Genomic DNA, 17,921 nt, shown 5'->3' with positions numbered 1-17,921 from the left:
CCGCATGGCTCATTGAGGTCTTAAACTGACAATCTTAAATGGATTGCCGAAAGGATCTTTTCCTTGAAGTACGATTTGTCGCTGATCTTGGGACAAGATCTCGTACTCATCCGAACTACCTGGAACATACTGCTTATTCATGTCCGGGAGCGAATAACCGGTCAGCTTTTCCAAAAGAGGGATCGGCATCTCTTGCCCGCCGCTTTGAAAGGTGGTCGGTTCCGAGTGTAAGCCTGTCAACGTAAAAGTTAGGAAATGATTGTCAGCCGTCCATGTACCAGACCCCTTTGTAATCACAGCAGCAGAAAATGGCTTGTCGGATTCGCCACCCGAGAATTTGAGGGTGCCATTCACATTGTATCGCCCGTTTCGGAAGTACTCAGTGACACCATTGAACGCAACAGTTCCGCCTGGAACTGGATGTTGATAGTTGCTTTCCCAACGCCCGAGGAAGCCCGGGTTGTGCTCTGGACCTGATTCATGAACCGCTGCGTAAATTGTCGCGATGCCGGCGACGAGAGTGATGAGTCCTCCGACTCTGACATAACCCTTACGAGTGAATTGCTTGATCGTTTCTAGCTTCATTTTCTCTGTACTACTCCATTAGTAATTTGGCGGTTGACGCAATTCTACCCAGATCGACACCTCTCAGTAGAGCCATTCACTATTTTTCAGCCTCGCATTCGCGGGGCTTTTTTATGCCTGCAAAGCAGGCAACACATACCCAAGGGGTGCATCAACGTGGCAGAAGAAAACGAAATCGACTTGGACAACCCGGCAATCAAGGCCGCTATCGCGACTGCCGTTGAGACCTCTGTTTCTGGTCTGAAAACCAAAAACTCCGAGCTGCTGGGCAAGCTAAAGGAAACCACAGGCAAGCTGACCCAGTTCGAAACGCAATTTGAGGGCATCGACATTGACGCCGTAAAAGGCTTGCTCAGTCGTGCCGGCCAAGACGAAGAAACCAAGCTGCTGACTGAGGGTAAGGTCGACGAGGTCTTCAACCGCCGCACCGAACGCCTGCGTGGCGACTACGACAAGCAGTTGAAGACAGTCACAGCGCGCGCCGAGAGGGCCGAAGCTTTCGCCGCCAAGTTCCAGGGCAAAGTCCTGGGCGATTCGGTTCGCGGTGCAGCGCTTAAAGCCGGCGCACTCCCGGAAGCAACCGACGACATCATCCTGCGCGCCAAAGGCGTGTTCTCGCTGAACGAAGAGGGTGAAGCGGTCGCCGTTGATGAATCCGGCCAAGTCATCCTCGGCAAAGACGGCAAGACTCCTCTGACTCCGCTCGAATGGGCGGAATCGCTGCGCGAAAGCGCACCTCATCTGTGGCCAAGGGCCTCAGGGACACAAGCCCCGGGCGGGGGTGGCGGCCAGGCTGCATTCAAGCGCTCCGAAATGACTGCCGAGCAAAAGCGCGACTACCAGCGCAAGCACGGCCAAACCGCATACCTGCAATTGCCCAAGTAAGGGGATTCACCCATGGCAACGACTGTGAACAGCGACCTGATCATCTACAACGATGAGGCGCAAACCGCATACCTGGAGCGTGTCCAGGACAACCTCGATGTGTTCAACGCATCGTCCAATGGTGCAATCGTGCTCGACAACGAGCTGATCGAAGGCGACTTCCGCAAGCGCTCCTTCTACAAGATCGGCGGTTCGCTGGAGCATCGTGACGTCAACTCCACTGGCAAAGTGACCGCGAAGAAGATCGGCGCCGGTGAGGCCGTTGGCGTCAAGGCACCTTGGAAATACGGTCCGTACCAGACCACCGAAGAGGCTTTCAAGCGCCGTGGTCGTCCGGTCGACGAGTTCTCCCAGATCATCGGCGCCGACGTTGCTGACGCCACTCTGGAAGGTTTCATCCAGTACGCCACTGCAGCGCTGCGCGCGTCGATCAGTTCCAACGCTGACATGGTGGTCGCTGCCAACATCGAGACCGACGGCAAGAAGACCCTGACCCGTGGCATGCGCAAGTTCGGCGACAAGTTCGGCCGTATCGCGCTGTGGGTCATGCATTCCAGTGCTTACTTCGACATCGTCGACGAGGCGATCGCGAACAAGGTCTACGAAGAAGCCGGTGTCGTAATCTACGGCGGACTGCCAGGCACTCTCGGCAAGCCGGTGCTGGTCACCGACACCGCGCCTGCAGACGTGATCTTCGGCCTGCTGCCAAACGCTGTGGTGATCACTGAATCGCAGGCGCCTGGCTTCCGCTCCTACGCGGTGAATGACGAAGAGAACCTGGGTATCGGCTACCGCGCTGAAGGCACCGTCAACATCGATGTGCTCGGCTACAGCTGGAAGGAAGCCGCTGGTGGTGCGAACCCAACGCTTGCCGCCGTGGGTTCGGCTGCGAACTGGGTCAAGCATTCCAACAGCAACAAAGTGACTGCTGGTGTGCTGATCACCCTGACCACTACGCCACCAGCCGGCGGCTGATACTGGCCCTGACAGCGGTCAGCGATGGCCGCTACGGAGACTTTTATGGAACTGGTTTACTCCACCCAGAACTCGGACTTCGATCCGGAAAAGCGGTATCGAAATCCAGCGCATTTCGATCGGCCTGAAGCGGGTGTAACCCACGCAGTTGTGATTGGCGACTGGCCGAAAGTGGTCGACGCCTATGAGGCGCTTAGCGTCGAAGTTTCTGTGTTGAAACCTCTGATCAGCCAGCCAGTTGATTCGAGCGGCGCTGACACCATTGCCAGCCTGGCGCAGGATAACTTCACGCTACGCGCCGAGCGCGATGGCATCCAGCGGCTGATCGAAGCCGCGGAAGGTCAGTCGGAGCTGGAACACCCAGGCGCCGGCGAACTGCCGACCCGCTTGTACGGTGCGCTGAGAGCCATTCACGAAGGCGTCATCACCATCGGGGGCGAACGCGATAATTTGGCGGGAGAAGTTGAATCACTCCGCGCTGAAGTCGCACATCTCAAGGCGGCAGCGGAGCCGGTCGATAATGCCGAGAAGATCGCAAGCCTCAAAGCGCAGCTCGACGCCGCCAACGTGACGTACCGGGCGAACGCTTCGGTAGAATCGCTGGAAAAGGCAGTTGCTGATCTGCAACAGGCTTAATAATCCGGGTGCCCGCCAATGCGGCACCCGATCCAGAACACAACAGCGAGCTGATTCATGACTCTCATCATTGAGGACGGTACCGGCAAGCCTGACGCCGAAAGCTACGCATCCGCTGAAGACCTGGCCATGTACGCCGTGAAGTTCGGCGTTACCATCCCGGCGGAGGTGCCAGCACAGGAAGCGCTGTTGCGCCGGGCCGCGCTGGCAATGGACGGCATGACGTGGAAGGGGCGAAAGTCCAGCAGCGAGCAGGCCTTGTCCTGGCCACGCCGCGGCGTCGAACTGGATTACGAAATCAAGCCCGACAACTACCTGCCGGCGCGGATCCAGTACGGCCAGATGGCGCTGGCTGCTGAGATCCACACGGACGATATCGACCCGGTCGATCAGCGTCAGGGGGCGGTAATTCGCGAGCGAGTCGAAGGCGCGGTCGATGTTGAATACGCCCCAATCAGCAACAAAAGCGGCAGGCTATTGCCGGCCGCACCAGATCGCCCAAGCCGAACCCAGTTCGCCGACTACCTGGCCAAACGAGGCCTGTTTGCCGTGAGGGCCTGACAATGAGCGCGTTCTACGACCGCACGGCTGCTACCGCTCTGCGGTTGATAACGCAGTTCGGCCAGCCCGTAACCATCAGCAAGACCGAACCGGGTGAGTACGACCCTGAGACCGGTGGCGACACGCCGGGCGCCACCATTGAACAGACCGCCCAAGGCATCCTGCTCGACTTCACCGGTCAGGAATTCCAGAACAACAGCCTCATCAAGCAGGGCGACAAGAAGCTCAAAATCGCCGCGCAAGGGCTGGAGTGGGTACCAGACCTGTTGAACAAGGTGATCATTCAGGGGCGCACCTGGTCCATCGTGCCGCCTTTGAAAGAAGTGAATCCGGCCGGTACGCCGATCCTTTATGAATTGCAGGTGCGGTCATGAGCCGGTCGGGCGCCGGGCAATCCGGCAGCTTCGCCCTAAGCCTGGCTGAGTTCGCCGCCCAGACAAGCGAAGCCATCGACGCCAGTGTGCGCGAGATCATCATTGAGGTCGGCAGCAGCCTGATCCGCATGTCTCCCGTGGGTAACCCGGAGATCTGGGCGCAGAACGCGGTAGCAACCCAGTACAACAAGGCCGTCGACGACCACAACAGCGCGCTGCGCAGCGATCCGACCAACCTCACCAAGGGCGGCAGGCTCAAGAAAGGCCGCAAGCTCAACGACGGCATGGACATCAAGGCGCCCGAAGGCTACGTCGGCGGCCGGTTCCGCGCGAACTGGCACATATCTCTCGGCGTGGTCGAGAGCGTCACCTTCGACGAGGTTGACCCGAGCGGCGCCGAGACTACCGCGGCGCTGGTAGCGGCAATGAGCGACTTCACCGCCGGCCAGATGGCCTACATCATCAACAACTTGCCCTACGCGATTCCGCTGGAGTTCGGTCATTCCACCCAAGCTCCCGGCGGCATGGTTCGGGTAACCGTGGCCCGCTTCCAGCAGATCGTGCAGGAGGCCATCAGGAACAATCAGGTATGAGTCACGCACGCGCCCGTCAGGCCATCGAAACGAAGCTGGCCGCATGGTCGGCTGCGCGTCCAATACGAGTGGCCTACTCAAATCAGCCTTTCACGCCAAATCCATCTGAAACCTATCTGCGAGCTTTCCAGCTTCCAGCCAGCACCACTTGCCGTTACCTCGGCGGGGACGCATACGAGTACACCGGCGTCTATCAGATCAGCATCGTCTGTCCGTCGGCCCAGGCCATGACCACCGCAGAGACACTTGTTGAAGAGCTGACGCAGCTCTTTCGAGTAGACACGCCACTGGCCCGCAACGGGTTCGATGGACTCATCACTGAACCAGTAGATCAAGGGCCAACTATCACTGAGTCCGCGACCTATACGGTCCCGGCCAGCTTCACCTACGCAGGTGTCGCAGACCAACCGCCCGCTGGGGCATAACCTACCGCCGTCAGGCGGGCATTCAAGAGGAAACACACCATGGCCGCACGCTTTCCGCTGCCGAACGGCGCTGTGCTGGAGATTGCCAGCATTATGGGATCCGCCGTCGCTTTCACCGCCTTGACCAATGCGAAACCGCCGGTCGCTGCTTCTGTGGGGCACAGCATCGAAAATGGCGACGTTTTGCTGATCAACTCCGGCTGGGCGCTGATCAATGACCGCGCAGTAAAGGCGTCCGGCGTCACCGCCGATGCTTTTGCCTTGGCTGGTCTCAATACCACCAACACCGACAAATTCACTGTCGGTGCAGGTTCTGGCTCAGTGATACCGGTGTCCGGATGGACGCAAATCTCGAAAGTCACCTCTTTCACATCCTCCGGCGGCGAGCAGCAATACCAAACTGTCGGCTACCTGGAAGATGACGACGACAAGCAGTTCCCAACCAACCGCAACCCGACCACGATCACTATCGTGGTGGAGGATCAGCCGACCGCTCAATACGTCGAGACTGTCGAAGGCTTCGATGACACCAAAGAGCTGGCCGTCGTGCGCATGAAGTTGCGCAACGGCGATCAGATCCTCTATCCGGGTTATGTGAGCATCACTCCTGATCCGACGATGGAGCGCAACAACGTCATGACCCGAACCATCAGCATCGGGCTTTCTGCTCGCTCGCTCCGTTACCTGGCCGGCGCATAAGGAATTCCCATGGCAAAGATCAGGATCGCTCAGAACCCTACGTTCAAGGCTCTTGTGCACATACCCGTTGTCGGGTGTGAACCCGAGGCAATCGAGTTCACCTTCAAGTATCGCGATCGCCCGGCACTCGCCGAGCTGTTCGACGAGTGGAACCTGAAGGCGAAGGAAATGCGCGAGGGGTTCGGGGAAGGCACCACATTATCGGATGTCGTTGCTGCCGAAACCGAGTATCAGGTGCAGCAGATCAAGGATCTGGTCGCTGGTTGGGGGTTCGATGACAAGTTCGACGACAAGAGCATCCTTGCCCTTGTGAAGTCATGTCAGGGTACCGCCGAAGCGGTAGTGAATGCCTACCAGAACGCATTCAATCAGGCCCGGTTGGGAAACTGAGAGCAGCAGCCGCAGCGTTGTACGAAAGCGGGCCATCTGCTGAGCAGCTGGCAATCCTCGGGCTGACGGCTGCCGATTTGTCGGGTGACGATGTAGAGGTTTGGCCATGCAACTGGCCGGCCTTCCTCCTGTTCAACCGAATGTCCACGCAGTGGCGGGTCGGCACCGGTGGCGCAATCGGCCTCGATTACAACTGCATTCGCGACGTCGCCGAATTCCTCGGCATCAAGAAAAAGAAACTCGCTGAAATCTTTCCTGACCTGCAGGTGCTGGAAGGCGAAGCTCTGCGCGTCATGGCGGAGGAAAGGGAAAACAGCCCGTAATCACGGGCACTTATTCAAGGTGAGTCGATGAACATTGCAGAACTCGGCGTCAAGATCGATTCGGCCGATGCGATCGAGGCCAGAGCGAGCCTGGATGAGATGGCGAAGGCCGGCGGCCGGGCCGAGCAGTCCGCCGTTTCGCTGATGAACGAAATGCAGGCGCTGGAGAAGTCGCTCTCTACCAGCGCCAAGACTACGCAGGACCTTGCCAAACAGCGCGATGCGTTGGCGAAGCTGACCAAAACTGGCGCCTATGGCGAGGCTGAGGCCGCGAAGATCTCGGCGCAGCTCGATAAGCAGCAGGTAGCGCTGGCCAAGTCGACCATGGATGAGCAGAAGGCACTGAACAGCCTGTTGGGCGCCATTGACCCGGCCCGCGCCGCGCTGGCGAAGCTGGATACTCAGGTCGAGCAACTGGGCAAACATCTGGATGCTGGCCGGATCAGCCAGGACGAGTACAACACCGCTCTGAGTAAGATCGACAAGGATTACGACAAGCTCAACAAAACCACCACCGGCTTCGACAAGCTGCGTCTCGGCACGCGCCAGGCGCAGGAAAACGTCGTTCAGCTTGGGAATGCTCTGTCCTCGGGAGATTGGGGCAGCGGTGTACGCGCAGTTGCGCAATTGGGCGCTGGTGCAGGTGAGGGTGCGGCGGGTCTGCTCGCCATTCTTGGCCCGCTTGCGCTGGCCACCGCCGCAGCGGGTGGGCTGGCATACGCTTTTTACAAGGGCAGCGAAGAGCTGGGCAGCTACAACAAATCGCTGATCCTGACCGGCAACTACGCAGGTGTGAGTGCCGGGCAATTGGGCGACATGGCCCGCCAGGTCAGCGCAACCGTTGGCACTACCGGCCAAGCAGCAGCCGTGCTGGCTCTGCTGGCCGACAACGGAAAGATCGCCGGCGAGAGTTTCACCGGTATCACCCAGGCCACTGTGTCGTGGCAGGAAGCGACCGGTAAGGCTGTAAGCGAGACAGTTGCCGAGTTTTCCAAGCTCGCCGACGATCCGGTCAAGGCGTCTGCCGCACTGAATGAGCAGTACCACTACCTGACCGCTTCGGTTTACTCGCAGATCACCGCGCTGGAGAAGCAGGGCGACCATGCCGGCGCCGTGAAGCTGGCTACCGAGTCGTTCGCCGATGCGATCAATCAACGCACGCCGAATATCCTTGAGAACCTGAGTTTCTGGGAGAAGGGCTACAACGCTGTTGCTCGGGCTGCTGATGGACTGAAGAACATCGGTCGCCGCGACATCAATGCGGAAATCGAAACTGCTCGGAATGATCTCCAGCAGGCTGAAAGCATGGACGGCTTGTTTCAGAGTCAGAAGTCCAAGGATGCGCTGATCGAGTTTCGGCGAAATCGGCTCAACATGCTGGAGGATCAGAAGGCTGCGGAAGCCGATATCGCTAAATGGGAAGCCGAGCAGGCGAAAGCCCAAGGGGCAGCTGTTTCGTCGATGACGAAGATTGACGCCCTGACCAAATCTGCATGGAGCAATGAGCAGAAGCGCACTGATGCGATCAAGGAGTACAAGCGGCAGCTCGAAGACATTCGCAAGGTCGCTCCCAACGACCCGCGCCTGAATCAGGCTGCGATCGACAAGAACCTGGCGAACATCAACGACCAGTTCAAGGATTCGAAAGCGGCAGGCACTCAGGTCGATCTGACTGGATTCAACAACGCCAAGAACAACCTGGCAGCCATCAGCGAAGAGTACAAAAACGCCCAGAGGGAACTGGACGCCGCGCAGAAGGCCGGGCTCGTTTCTCAAGCCGACTATGCCCTGAAACGCGAAGCGCTGATCGGCAACGAGCGCGACGAGGTGACCGCAGCCTATGAGGCTGAGATCGCCGCGCTGGAGACCGCGAAGGCGAAAAAGACCACTTCTGCCGCGCAAAGCATCCAACTGGACCAGAAGATCGCCGACGCGCGCGCTGGCATGGTCAAAGCGCAGAAGGACGCGGACACCCAGCTCGAGGTTCTGGCCACAAACGAGACCGGCCGTCTCGCCCGACAAGAGCGTGCGATCAAGACCTACGTTCAGGCCTTGGCTCAGCAACAGCGAGCGCTGGAACTGGCAGGGCAGCGAGCCGTTCTCGGCGTCGGTCAGGGCGATCGCCAGAACGCGCTCAACAGTGAGTTGAACAGCCAGCAGGATCGGTTCGCACAGCAGTCGCTGGAACTGGCAAATCAGAAGTCCGACCCGTCGCGGAATATGTCGGAGGAGGAGTTCACCCGGAAATCGCAGGCTCTCGCCGATGCGAACAAGGCGGCCACCGACCAGATCCGCCAGAACTATGCGGATGTGGAGTCAGCGCAGGGTGATTGGACAAAAGGAGCAACGTCGGCCTGGGCCAACTACTTGGATTCGGCGAGCAACATTGCCGGACAGACAAAGACCTTGTTCGGCAATGCCTTCAGTTCGATGGAAGACGCCGTCGTCAACTTCGCCATGACAGGGAAGCTGTCTTTTGCTGACTTCACCAAGTCAATTCTGGCGGATATGGCGCGGATCGCGACCCGTCAGGCCAGTTCTGCATTGCTGAGCAGCCTCGTCGGTGCTGCCACCAGTTACTTCACTGGTGGAGGCAGCGGTAACGGGCTGGCGGCTGGATCTGCCGGTGCAACGTCTTCAAATCTCGGCGCGTCCTCGGCAGGTTACTCCAGCACCTACTTCCCGCAGGCGCTCGGCGGTGCCTGGTCGTCGGGTGTGCAGATGTTCGCCAACGGCGGCGCCTTCACCAACAACATCGTCAGCACGCCGACCGCCTTCGGGATGGCCGGCGGCGGGGCGGGTGTCATGGGTGAGGCGGGGCCGGAGGCGATCATGCCGTTGACCCGGACTTCCAGCGGCAAGCTGGGTGTTCTCGCGGCTGGCGGTGGTTCCGGGACTGCAATCAGCATCAGCGCGCCGGTCACGGTGGTGACCGAGGATCGCAGCTCTGAAGGCATGCAGATCGACCAACAAGCGCTTTCCAAAAACCTACAGTCGCAAATGCAGGCCGTGGCCGAGAAAGCCGTTGCTGACTCTTGGCGCGCGGGCGGTACCAGCTTCCGAAATGCAAATGGGAGGGCCTGATGGCCATCGAGAAATTCACCTGGCCAACGGAGCGCGGCGAAACACCCGATATCAATTATCGGGTGCGCACCTCGAAATTCGGCAACGGCTACGCGCAGAACGTCGGCGACGGCCCGAACAACAAAGAGGATTCGTATCCGATCACTTTCGCAGGCCAGAAGGCCAAGGTGCTGGAGATCATGGCATTCCTCGACCGGCATGCTGGAGCAAAGGCGTTTCTATGGACAACGCCACTCGGCGAGCTCGGTCTGTTCACCTGTAAAAATCCAGCTCCCACACCAATGGGCGGCGGTGTCTTCAAACTCACCGCTACGTTCGAGCGGGCATTCCAACCATAAGGGGCAATCATGCCGCTGATCAGTGACATCCAGGTGCTTGAGCCTGGCAGCGAAGTGCTGCTCTTTGAATTGGACGGCACGGACTATGGCGCGGACGTTCTGCGCTTTCATGGGCACGCGATCCCGCACACCGCGGCTGAGCTGATCGCCGCTGGCGACAATGCCGACCAGTTGCCGGCGAAGGCTATCTACTGGCAGGGCAACGAGTACAGCGCCTGGCCGATGCAGATTGACGGCATTGAGGCGAACGGCGACGGCACTGCGGTCCGGCCCACTCTGTCAGTGGGTAACGTCAACGGGCGCATCACTGCGCTATGTCTGGCGTTCGAAGATCTGCTCGAGTTCAAGCTGACGATGCGCCACACGCTGGGCACCTACCTGGACGCTGCGAACTTCCCGGCTGGCAATCCTGCAGCAGACCCAACCCAAGAGACGATCGAGGTCTGGTACATCGACCAGAAAACGAACGAGGATGGGGAAAATGTCAGTTGGGAGCTGGCCAGCCCGGGCGACGTCGGTAACGAGTCGATTGGACGGCAGGCCACGACGCTGTGTCACTGGTGCCTTACAGGTGGCTACCGGGGGCCGAACTGCGGATACATCGGCCCGTACGTTACTAAAGACGGCGTGGTCACTGACAACCCTGAACTGGACGAGTGTGACGCCACGTTGGGCAAGGGCTGCATCCCGCGCTTCGGCGAGGGCAACCCTCTGCCGTTCGGTGGCTTCCCGGCCGTTTCGCTGATCGCACGGAGCTGACATGCGTAAACACATTTTGAACGCGATCCAGGCGCACGCGGCAGCCGAATACCCGAAAGAGTGCTGCGGACTGCTGCTGGCGATCGGGCGCAAGCAACAATACTTCCCCTGCATCAACGTCTCGACCGAGCCGAACGAAGAGTTCCGGATCGATCCCGAACAATACGCGGCGGCCGAGGACATTGGCGAGGTTATCGGTGTTGTGCACTCGCATCCGGATGCAACCAGCAGGCCGTCACCGCGCGACCTGGCCATGTGTGAAGCCACCGCGCTGCCGTGGCACATCCTGAGCTGGCCAGAAGGCGATTTGCGCACGGTCATGCCGTCTGGCGAAGTGCCGCTGCTGAAACGACCCTTCGTGCACGGCGCCTGGGACTGCTGGCAGGTCTGCGCGGACTGGTACAAACGCGAGTGGGGGCTGGAGTTCGAAGCCTTCAAGCGCGCCGACGGCTGGTGGGAGAGCAAGGACAACACCAGCCTGTACGAGGCGAACTACGAGGCCGCCGGCTTCTATCGCGTCGACCAGCCGCAGCGCGGCGACATGATCGTGATGGAAGTGGGGCGAACGGTTTACCCGAATCATGCGGGGATCTTTCTCGGCGCCGATCCAGCGCTGCCAGGTGAGGACGCAGCGTCCTTCGGCCCCGGCCCGTTCTTGTTGCACCATCTGTACGGCAGGCCATCGGAGGTCATTGTGTTCGGCGGTCCATGGCATGACCGCGCACGACTCATCCTCAGGCATGAAGATGGATACAATCCTAGCGCGGCCCGGACGCAAGGGAATTCAGGTGGCATTCAATCTATTGGCTTGGGTGAAATGTTATTAATGGGAGCTTGAGTTTTTTGTAGTCTTTCATTTGTACTCTGTAAATGACTTTTTTGAGAGTCTGCGCTGGTATTCGCGATTACATTCGTCTTCTCAGTTTTAATAGAGTTTTTAGTGAGGTTTTCGTGAGTGCTAGACTCATTGGTGGCACCATGTTCTGAGAGATTTAATTTATTTTTTTCAATGGAGTGCTGCAATAAACTGTATCCAAAGCCGAAGGTAACTGTTGTTCCGGCTATAATTATAATTAGTGCGCTGGCTCTAATGAGTCTGTAGCCAAGTTCGCCTTTCTTCACCTGATCCCAAGTTTTTTTAAGTAGAGGCGCAGTTACCTCTCTTATGTCATCGCAAAATTTTGAGGCTTCCTTATAGTAGCCTCCGTTGAATAGATCCCGGGTTTTTTGAATGCTAGCCATTAGCCTAGCCTCATCCCCGTCTGGATTGTCATTAACATGTTTTGGATTGAGTCTAAGCTGGATTCTAGAAAGGCTTTCCGCTACCTTGTTATAGGCGTCTCGAGTTTCTAGATGTCTTTCTCGTCTCAGCTCTGCAATAGTTTTTGTTTCAGATGAATCCTTCAGGTCGTATAGTTTTGGACCGTCGACTCTAACTAATTCTTGAACTGCTGCTGTATATATAGCAACTTCGTCTCGTAGCCCATCTACCCAAGCTAATCTGAACTCAGACACTTTGTTTTCTTTAGCGCTAACCAAATTTAAAAAGGAAAAAAAACCAGCTAGAAGTGCCGCTGTAATCACGCCGAACGCTACGTAAATCGTGGGAGGTATTGAAAGGCTATCCATGTTAATTGTTTACCTTCGTAATAATCGATTGAGCTGAGCTTGATGGCATAATGCTACTTTCGCGCCGCTCCTATTGCTACTGGCCTTTCGTCCATGCTGGATACCCAGACAGTGTCACGCTAAAGTGCACTCTATTCCACAGGAGTGACATGTTCTATTTCTTCACCTTCAGCGTGCGTGACCACAAGGAGTAAATATGCGGATTTTGATAGGAGCGTTGACAGCAGCGCTGTTGGCGGGGTGTGCGACTTCGCCAACGCCTTCCAGTGAAGCCAAGCAGGCGCCGGCCAGTCAGCTGTTGGCCTACCAGGCCAAGCCATCAGGGGCATATGGGACGCTGCAAGTGATCCGCGACTCTGGGCAGACTGGAAGCCTTTGTTCAATGGCGGTTTTTATCGATGGCAAACAGGCCGCCAAGCTCGAACCAGGTCAGAAGGCATCGTTCTATCTGCCGCCTGATTCGGTCTCAGTCGGCGCGGCTTACACCGGCTCTGGCATCTGCTCCATGGGCGCAGCCCGAGTGGAGCGGGAAGCGATCGTGAAAGACGGCGCGGTCAAGAAATACCGAGTTTTCACCGGAGGCGATGGGCAGATCGACATACTGCCCACGACTCTCTGAACAGACCGCCTCCGGGCGGTTTTTTATTGCCTGGAGAATGGCATGTGCTCAGCAATTACCTACACGCCAATGACGAAAGTGATGCTGTCCGGTTCGCTCGCGAATAAGTTCTTTCGAAGCAAGCAATTCCTGCTCGACGGCAGATCGGTCGTGGAGGTGTTCCGTGCGCTCAATGCGACCATTGTTGGTTTCGCCGATGAGATTAAACGACTGGAGCGCCTTGGGCTGAAGTTTGCGATCTTCCGGAATCGCGCAAACATCGGAATGGACGGATTCGATCTCGGCGGTACGCGTGAAATTCGCATTGTTCCGGTGATTTCCGGGAGCAAGCGCGCCGGCGGGCTGCAGACCATCATCGGTACAGTGATGATCGCCGCAGCCTACGTACTGTCATTCACTCCGTTTGCAGCCGCATCGCCGTTTTTGTATGCGGCCGGCGCGTCGATGGCGATCGGCGGCGTCATTCAAATGCTCAGCCCCCAAGCCTCAGGCCTGAAGCAAAGCGCCTCCCCCGAAAACTCGCCGTCCTACGCCTTCGGCAGCGCCAAGAACACCACGGCCAGCGGCAACCCGGTACCGATCTGCATCGGCGAGCGCCGGTGGGGCGGGATGATCATTTCAGCCTCAATTCTGGCTGAAGACAAGGCTTAACTTTGAGGCGCTGATGATATATTCGCGCGTTTGGCGTGAGAGAGAATATGCAAAGGATTATCGCAGCCCTAGTAATTGCGCTCGCAGTTGTAGGGTGCACAGCGTCTCCACAGGAATTGAGGGCTGATGGGCCATTGAAGACTTTCACCTCATCAAAGTCGGAGCAGCAGGTGGCAGAGTGCATCCTCTACGCTTGGCAGAATGAGTCATTGGCTGGCGTTCATTACAACGTGAATCTTCAGCCAAAGCCCGGCGGAGGGCAGTCAGTCGTTAGTGCAAACTATCGTGAGATGGTCGACGTTACGCAGCGCGACGGCCGAACAAAGGTTGAGTTTTTCTCCGACAGTAGTATGAGCTGGATATCGGATCGCCGCGCCGCGAGCGCCAAGACCTGTCTCTAGATTTCTCCATCTGATAGTGTCGAAAACTCCACTGCACTGATAACCACCTAACCCGCTTCGGCGGGTTTTTTTACGCCTGGAGGAAAGCATGGGCGCAGCGCAACTTATCGAGATCTACGGCGAGAAGGGCGGAAGCAGCAAGCCGAAATCGCCGACCGAAGCCAGCGACAGCCTGCGCTCGACCAACCTGGCGAAACTGCTAATCGCCGTGGGCGAGGGCGAGTTCGACGGTATCCCGACCGACTACGACATCTACCTGGACAACACTCCGATCTGCGATGCCAGTGGTAACTACAACTTCCCAAACGTGAAGTGGGACTGGCGCCCAGGCTCGGTGGATCAGACCTACATCCCGGGCATCCCGTCCGTGGAGAACGAGACGTCGCTTAACATCGAGCTGCGAAGCGATTCGCCGTGGGTGCGATCAATCACCAACACTCAGCTTTCCGCCGTGCGCATGCGTTTGGCGTGGCCGGCGCTGCAACGGTCCGATGACCAGGGCAACGTCGGCGGCTACCGCATCGAATACGCAATCGACGTGGCCACTGATGGCGGCTCCTATCAGCAGGTGCTGGTGGATGCGGTCGACGGCAAAACCACTACGCGCTACGAGCGCTCGCGCCGCATTGATCTGCCGGACGCAGCTACAGGATGGCAGATCCGCGTGCGCCGTCTGACGCCAAACCAGAACACCAACAAGATCGCCGACTCCATGCTGGTGGCCGGTTACACCGAAGTAATCGACGCCAAGCTGCGCTACCCGAACACTGCGCTGCTCTATATCGAATTCGACGCCGAGCAGTTCACCAACATCCCGGCCGTCACCGTGAAGTGCAAGGCGCGACGCTGGATGGTGCCGAGCAACTACGACCCGATCCAGCGCACCTATACCGGGACTTGGGACGGCTCGATGAAATCGGCATGGACGAACAACGCTGCGTGGATCACCTACGGGGTGTGCACCGAAGACCGTTTCGGGCTGGGTAAGCGAATCAAGCCTTTCATGGTGGACAAGTGGGAGCTGTACCGGATCGCGCAGTACTGCGATCAGTTGGTGCCGAACGGACTGGGCGGGCAGGAACCACGCTTCCTCTGCGACATGAACCTGCAGGGCAAGGCTGATGCCTGGTCGCTGCTGCGTGATATCTCGGCGATTTACCGTGGCATGACTTATTGGGCGCAGGGCCAACTGGTGATGCAGGCCGACATGCCGCGCGCGCAGGACTTCGACTACGTGTTCACCCGGGCCAATGTGATCGACGGCAAGTTCTCATATGGCAGCGCCTCGGCTAAGACCCGTTACACCCGGGCGCTGGTGAGCTACGACAATCCGGCGAACAATTACGACACCGACGTTGTTCCGTTCGCTGACCTGGATCTCCAGCGCCGCTATGGCGACCGGCCGACCGAGCTGAGCGCCATTGGCTGTACCCGCGCCTCCGAGGCCCAGCGCCGTGGCAAGTGGGCGATCCTCAGCAACAACCAAGACCGCACCGTATCTTTCAAGACCGGCATGGAAGGTGTGATTCCGCTGCCAGGCCACATCATCCCAGTGGCTGATTCGTTGCTGGCGGGCCGAGAAGTTGGCGGCCGGATCTCGGCAGTGGCAGGTCGCGTAGTGACGCTTGATCGCGATACCCAGGCCAAGGCCGGCGATCGGCTGATCATCAATCTTCCTGGCGGTCGCGCTGAAGGTCGCACCGTGCAAAGCGTCAACGGCCGCGCCGTGACCGTCACGGTTGCCTACAGCGAACCACCGGTGGCGCAGTTGCAATGGGCGCTCGACGCCGATGATCTGGCTATCCCGCTCTATCGCGTCCTGCGTACCAAGCGCACCACCGAGGGTGACTACGAAATCAGCGCGCTGCAGTTCGAGCCGAGCAAGTTCGCATTCATCGACACTGGCGCTCGCCTGGAAGAGCGTCCGATCAGCGTAATCCCGATCACCGTTGTTCCGGCACCGGCGAGCGTTTCGCTGTCGTCGACTTCATCGGTTGTGCAGGGTCTGGCCGTGGCCACCATGACCATCAGCTGGCCAGCCGTCGTTGGCGCTGTCGGCTACGACATTGAGTGGCGCAAGGACAGCGGCAACTGGGTCAAGCTGCAGCGCACCGGTATGACCGACGTGGACGTGGTCGGCATCTACGCAGGCGCCTACGTGGCCAGGGTACGTGCGGTGAGTGCTTTCGACATCTCGTCGCAATGGCGCAACTCGACCCTGACCAACCTAAGCGGGAAGCAGGGGCTGCCGCCCGCACTGGCGTATCTGAAAACGATCAGCAAGGTTTATGGCATTGGACTCGAATGGGGATTCCCACTTGGTGCAGAAGATACCCAGCGAACTGAAATTTGGAACAACGAGGTCAACGACCTGACCACGGCCGTCAAGCTGGCCGATTTCGCCTATCCCCAATCGAACCACGAAATGCAGAATGTCGTGCCAGGTACGAGTCTGTTTTTCTGGGGGCGCTTGGTGGACCGCATTGGCAACATCGGTCCTTGGTTTCCCGCAGTGAATGGGATCAATGGGCAGGTGAGCGTCGACCAGTCCGAGTACGAAAAATACTTCCTAGGCAGGATTCAGGAGTCTGCCCTTGGTGAGAAGCTGCTTGCGGAGATCGGAAAGATTTCCGGTGATGGCGAGGGCTCAGTCAATGAGCGGCTTGAGCAGGCCAAACAAGAACTTGAAGACCTGATCGGCGAAATCACCGATGCCATGGTTTATGACCCGGCAAAACCGTACGTGAAAGGTGAAGTGGTGCGGCTCGATGGTCGCCTGTTCTCGGCCATCAAGGCTGTACCAGTTGAAATGCCTCCGCCGAATGCTGAGTTCTGGTACGACATGGGGACGATTGCCGAAACCAGCAGTGCAATGGCTCTCCAAATTCAGACGCATTCAACGCAGATCGAAACCCTCGACGGCGAGGTCACCGCGCAGGCGTCGACGATGCAGGCCCTGCAAGCGGCGTGGCGAGAGGATGACGGCACCGGTGCAATGAGCGAGGCGCTGAAGGCGTATCAGAATACCGCCAGCATCGTGACGAACGAGAAGGTGATAGCAGAGGAAAAGCTTGCGTCAGCGACGCGCTTCACGTCCCTCGATGCTGCGGTAGGGAAAAATGCCGCGAATCTCTCAACGTTGGAATCTGTGGTTGCAACGGACAAGGAAGCTACTGCCCAGCGAATCGAGACCATCTCGGCCACCGCCAACAACGCCACCGCGAAAGCAGAAACCGCGAGCACCGCTGTTTCCGGCTTGAACGGCAAAGTTTCTGCGCTCACCACCATCAAAACATCCACTACCGTCGGTAACAGGACGGTGATGGCCGGACTCGCCATCGGTGTGGAAGGTGAGCAGCAGGAGTCGCAGATCCTTGCGTTCGCTCAACGGTTCGCGATCCTCGATGAGGTGAGCGGCCAGATGATTGCGCCGTTTGTTGTGCAGGGCGGCCAGGTATTCATGAACACCGCGATCATCAGCCAAGCCTTCATAAAGGAGCTGGTCCTGGGCATGACGCTGCGATCAGCTGCTCTCAACTCGCAAGGGTTGCCGCTACTGGAAATCAATATACCGGCGGGTACGTTCACGCTTCGTGGCCAGTCCAGCACCGGTTATACGTTGCTGAACAACAACGGCATCTACGTCTACGACTTGAACTACATCGAGCGCGCAGCGCTCGGGAAGATGACGTAATGGACTATTACGGTGCGAGAACGAAAGACGCGATGGGGCGGGTGACGCTTGAGTCATCAACGATGACAGTCCGGTCGATTGTGACCAGGCAAGTCACCGTGCCGCCCATCACCAGCGACTTCACCAGCTTCATCAGCATGCCTGAGATCACCGCGCAGTCTTTTGTGTGCGTGACCCTAACCAGCCAGCCGAATGAGAACTTTTCTTTGCCCGCTGTTTTTTGGTCGGCAGGACAGCTCAGAGTTCGGCGCGGGCAAGGGCTGGTGCTCAACGTGTTTATTCTGACTTACCAATAGGAGG

20 protein-coding genes are annotated in these 17,921 nt (G+C 58.3%); 18 read left to right on the top strand and 2 right to left on the bottom strand.

The genetic code is table 11. The features are described from left to right. Window positions 1-9: 9 nt before the first annotated feature. Window positions 10-585 carry a hypothetical protein gene (locus HU718_RS16550; RefSeq protein ID WP_122607084.1) on the bottom strand — a complete coding sequence of 192 codons (576 nt, stop codon included), beginning with the start codon at window positions 583-585 and terminating at the stop codon, window positions 10-12. A gap of 156 nt (window positions 586-741) precedes the next feature. Between HU718_RS16550 and HU718_RS16545 the strand changes: the two genes are divergently transcribed. From HU718_RS16545 to HU718_RS16480, 14 genes are read left to right on the top strand one after another with little or no spacing between them, the layout of a single operon-like run. Continuing rightward, on the top strand, window positions 742-1,470 hold the full coding sequence (locus HU718_RS16545; protein WP_122607085.1) for a hypothetical protein: 729 nt from the start codon (window positions 742-744) through the stop codon (window positions 1,468-1,470). A gap of 12 nt (window positions 1,471-1,482) precedes the next feature. Next, window positions 1,483-2,445 carry a major capsid protein gene (locus HU718_RS16540; RefSeq protein ID WP_186615588.1) on the top strand — a complete coding sequence of 321 codons (963 nt, stop codon included), beginning with the start codon at window positions 1,483-1,485 and terminating at the stop codon, window positions 2,443-2,445. Between the two features lie 45 nt (window positions 2,446-2,490). Then, the gene (locus tag HU718_RS16535; protein WP_186615586.1) at window positions 2,491-3,081 is read left to right on the top strand and encodes a hypothetical protein; all 591 of its coding nucleotides are present in this window, start codon (window positions 2,491-2,493) and stop codon (window positions 3,079-3,081) included. A 57-nt stretch (window positions 3,082-3,138) separates the two neighbouring features. Continuing rightward, window positions 3,139-3,642: a DnaT-like ssDNA-binding protein gene (locus tag HU718_RS16530; RefSeq protein WP_186615584.1), complete on the top strand. Its 504-nt coding sequence runs from the start codon at window positions 3,139-3,141 to the stop codon at window positions 3,640-3,642. 2 nt (window positions 3,643-3,644) lie between these two features. After that, entirely contained in the window at window positions 3,645-4,016 is a 372-nt protein-coding gene (locus HU718_RS16525) for a hypothetical protein (RefSeq protein WP_186615582.1), read from the top strand. After that, a complete protein-coding gene (locus HU718_RS16520; RefSeq protein WP_186615580.1) occupies window positions 4,013-4,609 on the top strand; it encodes a hypothetical protein in 597 nt (198 codons plus the stop codon). The genes HU718_RS16525 and HU718_RS16520 overlap by 4 nt, the downstream gene beginning before the upstream one ends. Next, on the top strand, window positions 4,606-5,034 hold the full coding sequence (locus HU718_RS16515) for a phage tail terminator-like protein (RefSeq protein ID WP_186615578.1): 429 nt from the start codon (window positions 4,606-4,608) through the stop codon (window positions 5,032-5,034). Before HU718_RS16520 ends, HU718_RS16515 begins: the two co-directional genes overlap by 4 nt. A gap of 39 nt (window positions 5,035-5,073) precedes the next feature. Next, window positions 5,074-5,733 (top strand): phage tail protein, encoded by a 660-nt coding sequence (locus HU718_RS16510; protein ID WP_186615576.1) that lies wholly within the window; start codon window positions 5,074-5,076, stop codon window positions 5,731-5,733. A 9-nt stretch (window positions 5,734-5,742) separates the two neighbouring features. Continuing rightward, window positions 5,743-6,123, top strand: coding sequence for a phage tail assembly chaperone (locus HU718_RS16505; protein WP_186615574.1), 381 nt, complete (start codon window positions 5,743-5,745; stop codon window positions 6,121-6,123). A 53-nt stretch (window positions 6,124-6,176) separates the two neighbouring features. Further along, complete coding sequence (locus HU718_RS16500) at window positions 6,177-6,446, top strand: DUF1799 domain-containing protein (protein ID WP_158958932.1); 270 nt, start codon at window positions 6,177-6,179, stop codon at window positions 6,444-6,446. A 27-nt stretch (window positions 6,447-6,473) separates the two neighbouring features. Further along, window positions 6,474-9,530 (top strand): phage tail tape measure protein, encoded by a 3,057-nt coding sequence (locus tag HU718_RS16495; RefSeq protein ID WP_186615572.1) that lies wholly within the window; start codon window positions 6,474-6,476, stop codon window positions 9,528-9,530. Then, window positions 9,530-9,868, top strand: a complete 339-nt coding sequence (locus HU718_RS16490; RefSeq protein WP_115989935.1) for a phage tail protein — start codon at window positions 9,530-9,532, stop codon at window positions 9,866-9,868. Before HU718_RS16495 ends, HU718_RS16490 begins: the two co-directional genes overlap by 1 nt. 9 nt (window positions 9,869-9,877) lie before the next feature. Then, window positions 9,878-10,627, top strand: a complete 750-nt coding sequence (locus HU718_RS16485) for a phage minor tail protein L (protein ID WP_186615570.1) — start codon at window positions 9,878-9,880, stop codon at window positions 10,625-10,627. A 1-nt stretch (window position 10,628) separates the two neighbouring features. Beyond that, the gene (locus HU718_RS16480) at window positions 10,629-11,465 is read left to right on the top strand and encodes a C40 family peptidase (protein ID WP_225936801.1); all 837 of its coding nucleotides are present in this window, start codon (window positions 10,629-10,631) and stop codon (window positions 11,463-11,465) included. Here HU718_RS16480 and HU718_RS16475 read toward each other — a convergent pair. Continuing rightward, complete coding sequence (locus HU718_RS16475; protein ID WP_186615568.1) at window positions 11,423-12,256, bottom strand: hypothetical protein; 834 nt, start codon at window positions 12,254-12,256, stop codon at window positions 11,423-11,425. The two genes, HU718_RS16480 and HU718_RS16475, sit on opposite strands and share 43 nt — an antisense overlap. Window positions 12,257-12,452: 196 nt before the next feature. Between HU718_RS16475 and HU718_RS16470 the strand changes: the two genes are divergently transcribed. The 4 genes from HU718_RS16470 to HU718_RS16455 all read left to right on the top strand — a co-directional run bounded on the left by HU718_RS16470 (window position 12,453) and on the right by HU718_RS16455 (window position 17,917). Then, window positions 12,453-12,875 (top strand): hypothetical protein, encoded by a 423-nt coding sequence (locus HU718_RS16470; protein ID WP_186615566.1) that lies wholly within the window; start codon window positions 12,453-12,455, stop codon window positions 12,873-12,875. A gap of 42 nt (window positions 12,876-12,917) precedes the next feature. Then, window positions 12,918-13,526, top strand: a complete 609-nt coding sequence (locus tag HU718_RS16465) for a tail assembly protein (RefSeq protein WP_186615564.1) — start codon at window positions 12,918-12,920, stop codon at window positions 13,524-13,526. Window positions 13,527-14,015: 489 nt separating this feature from the next. After that, window positions 14,016-17,621 carry a TipJ family phage tail tip protein gene (locus HU718_RS16460; RefSeq protein WP_186615562.1) on the top strand — a complete coding sequence of 1,202 codons (3,606 nt, stop codon included), beginning with the start codon at window positions 14,016-14,018 and terminating at the stop codon, window positions 17,619-17,621. After that, on the top strand, window positions 17,621-17,917 hold the full coding sequence (locus HU718_RS16455) for a hypothetical protein (protein WP_186615561.1): 297 nt from the start codon (window positions 17,621-17,623) through the stop codon (window positions 17,915-17,917). The genes HU718_RS16460 and HU718_RS16455 overlap by 1 nt, the downstream gene beginning before the upstream one ends. Window positions 17,918-17,921: the final 4 nt, after the last annotated feature.

Source organism: Pseudomonas tensinigenes (genome assembly GCF_014268445.2).
GTDB classification, from domain to species: domain Bacteria; phylum Pseudomonadota; class Gammaproteobacteria; order Pseudomonadales; family Pseudomonadaceae; genus Aquipseudomonas; species Aquipseudomonas tensinigenes.
Note: the sequence above shows the minus strand (reverse complement) of the source record. Positions and strands in the feature narration are given on the sequence as shown.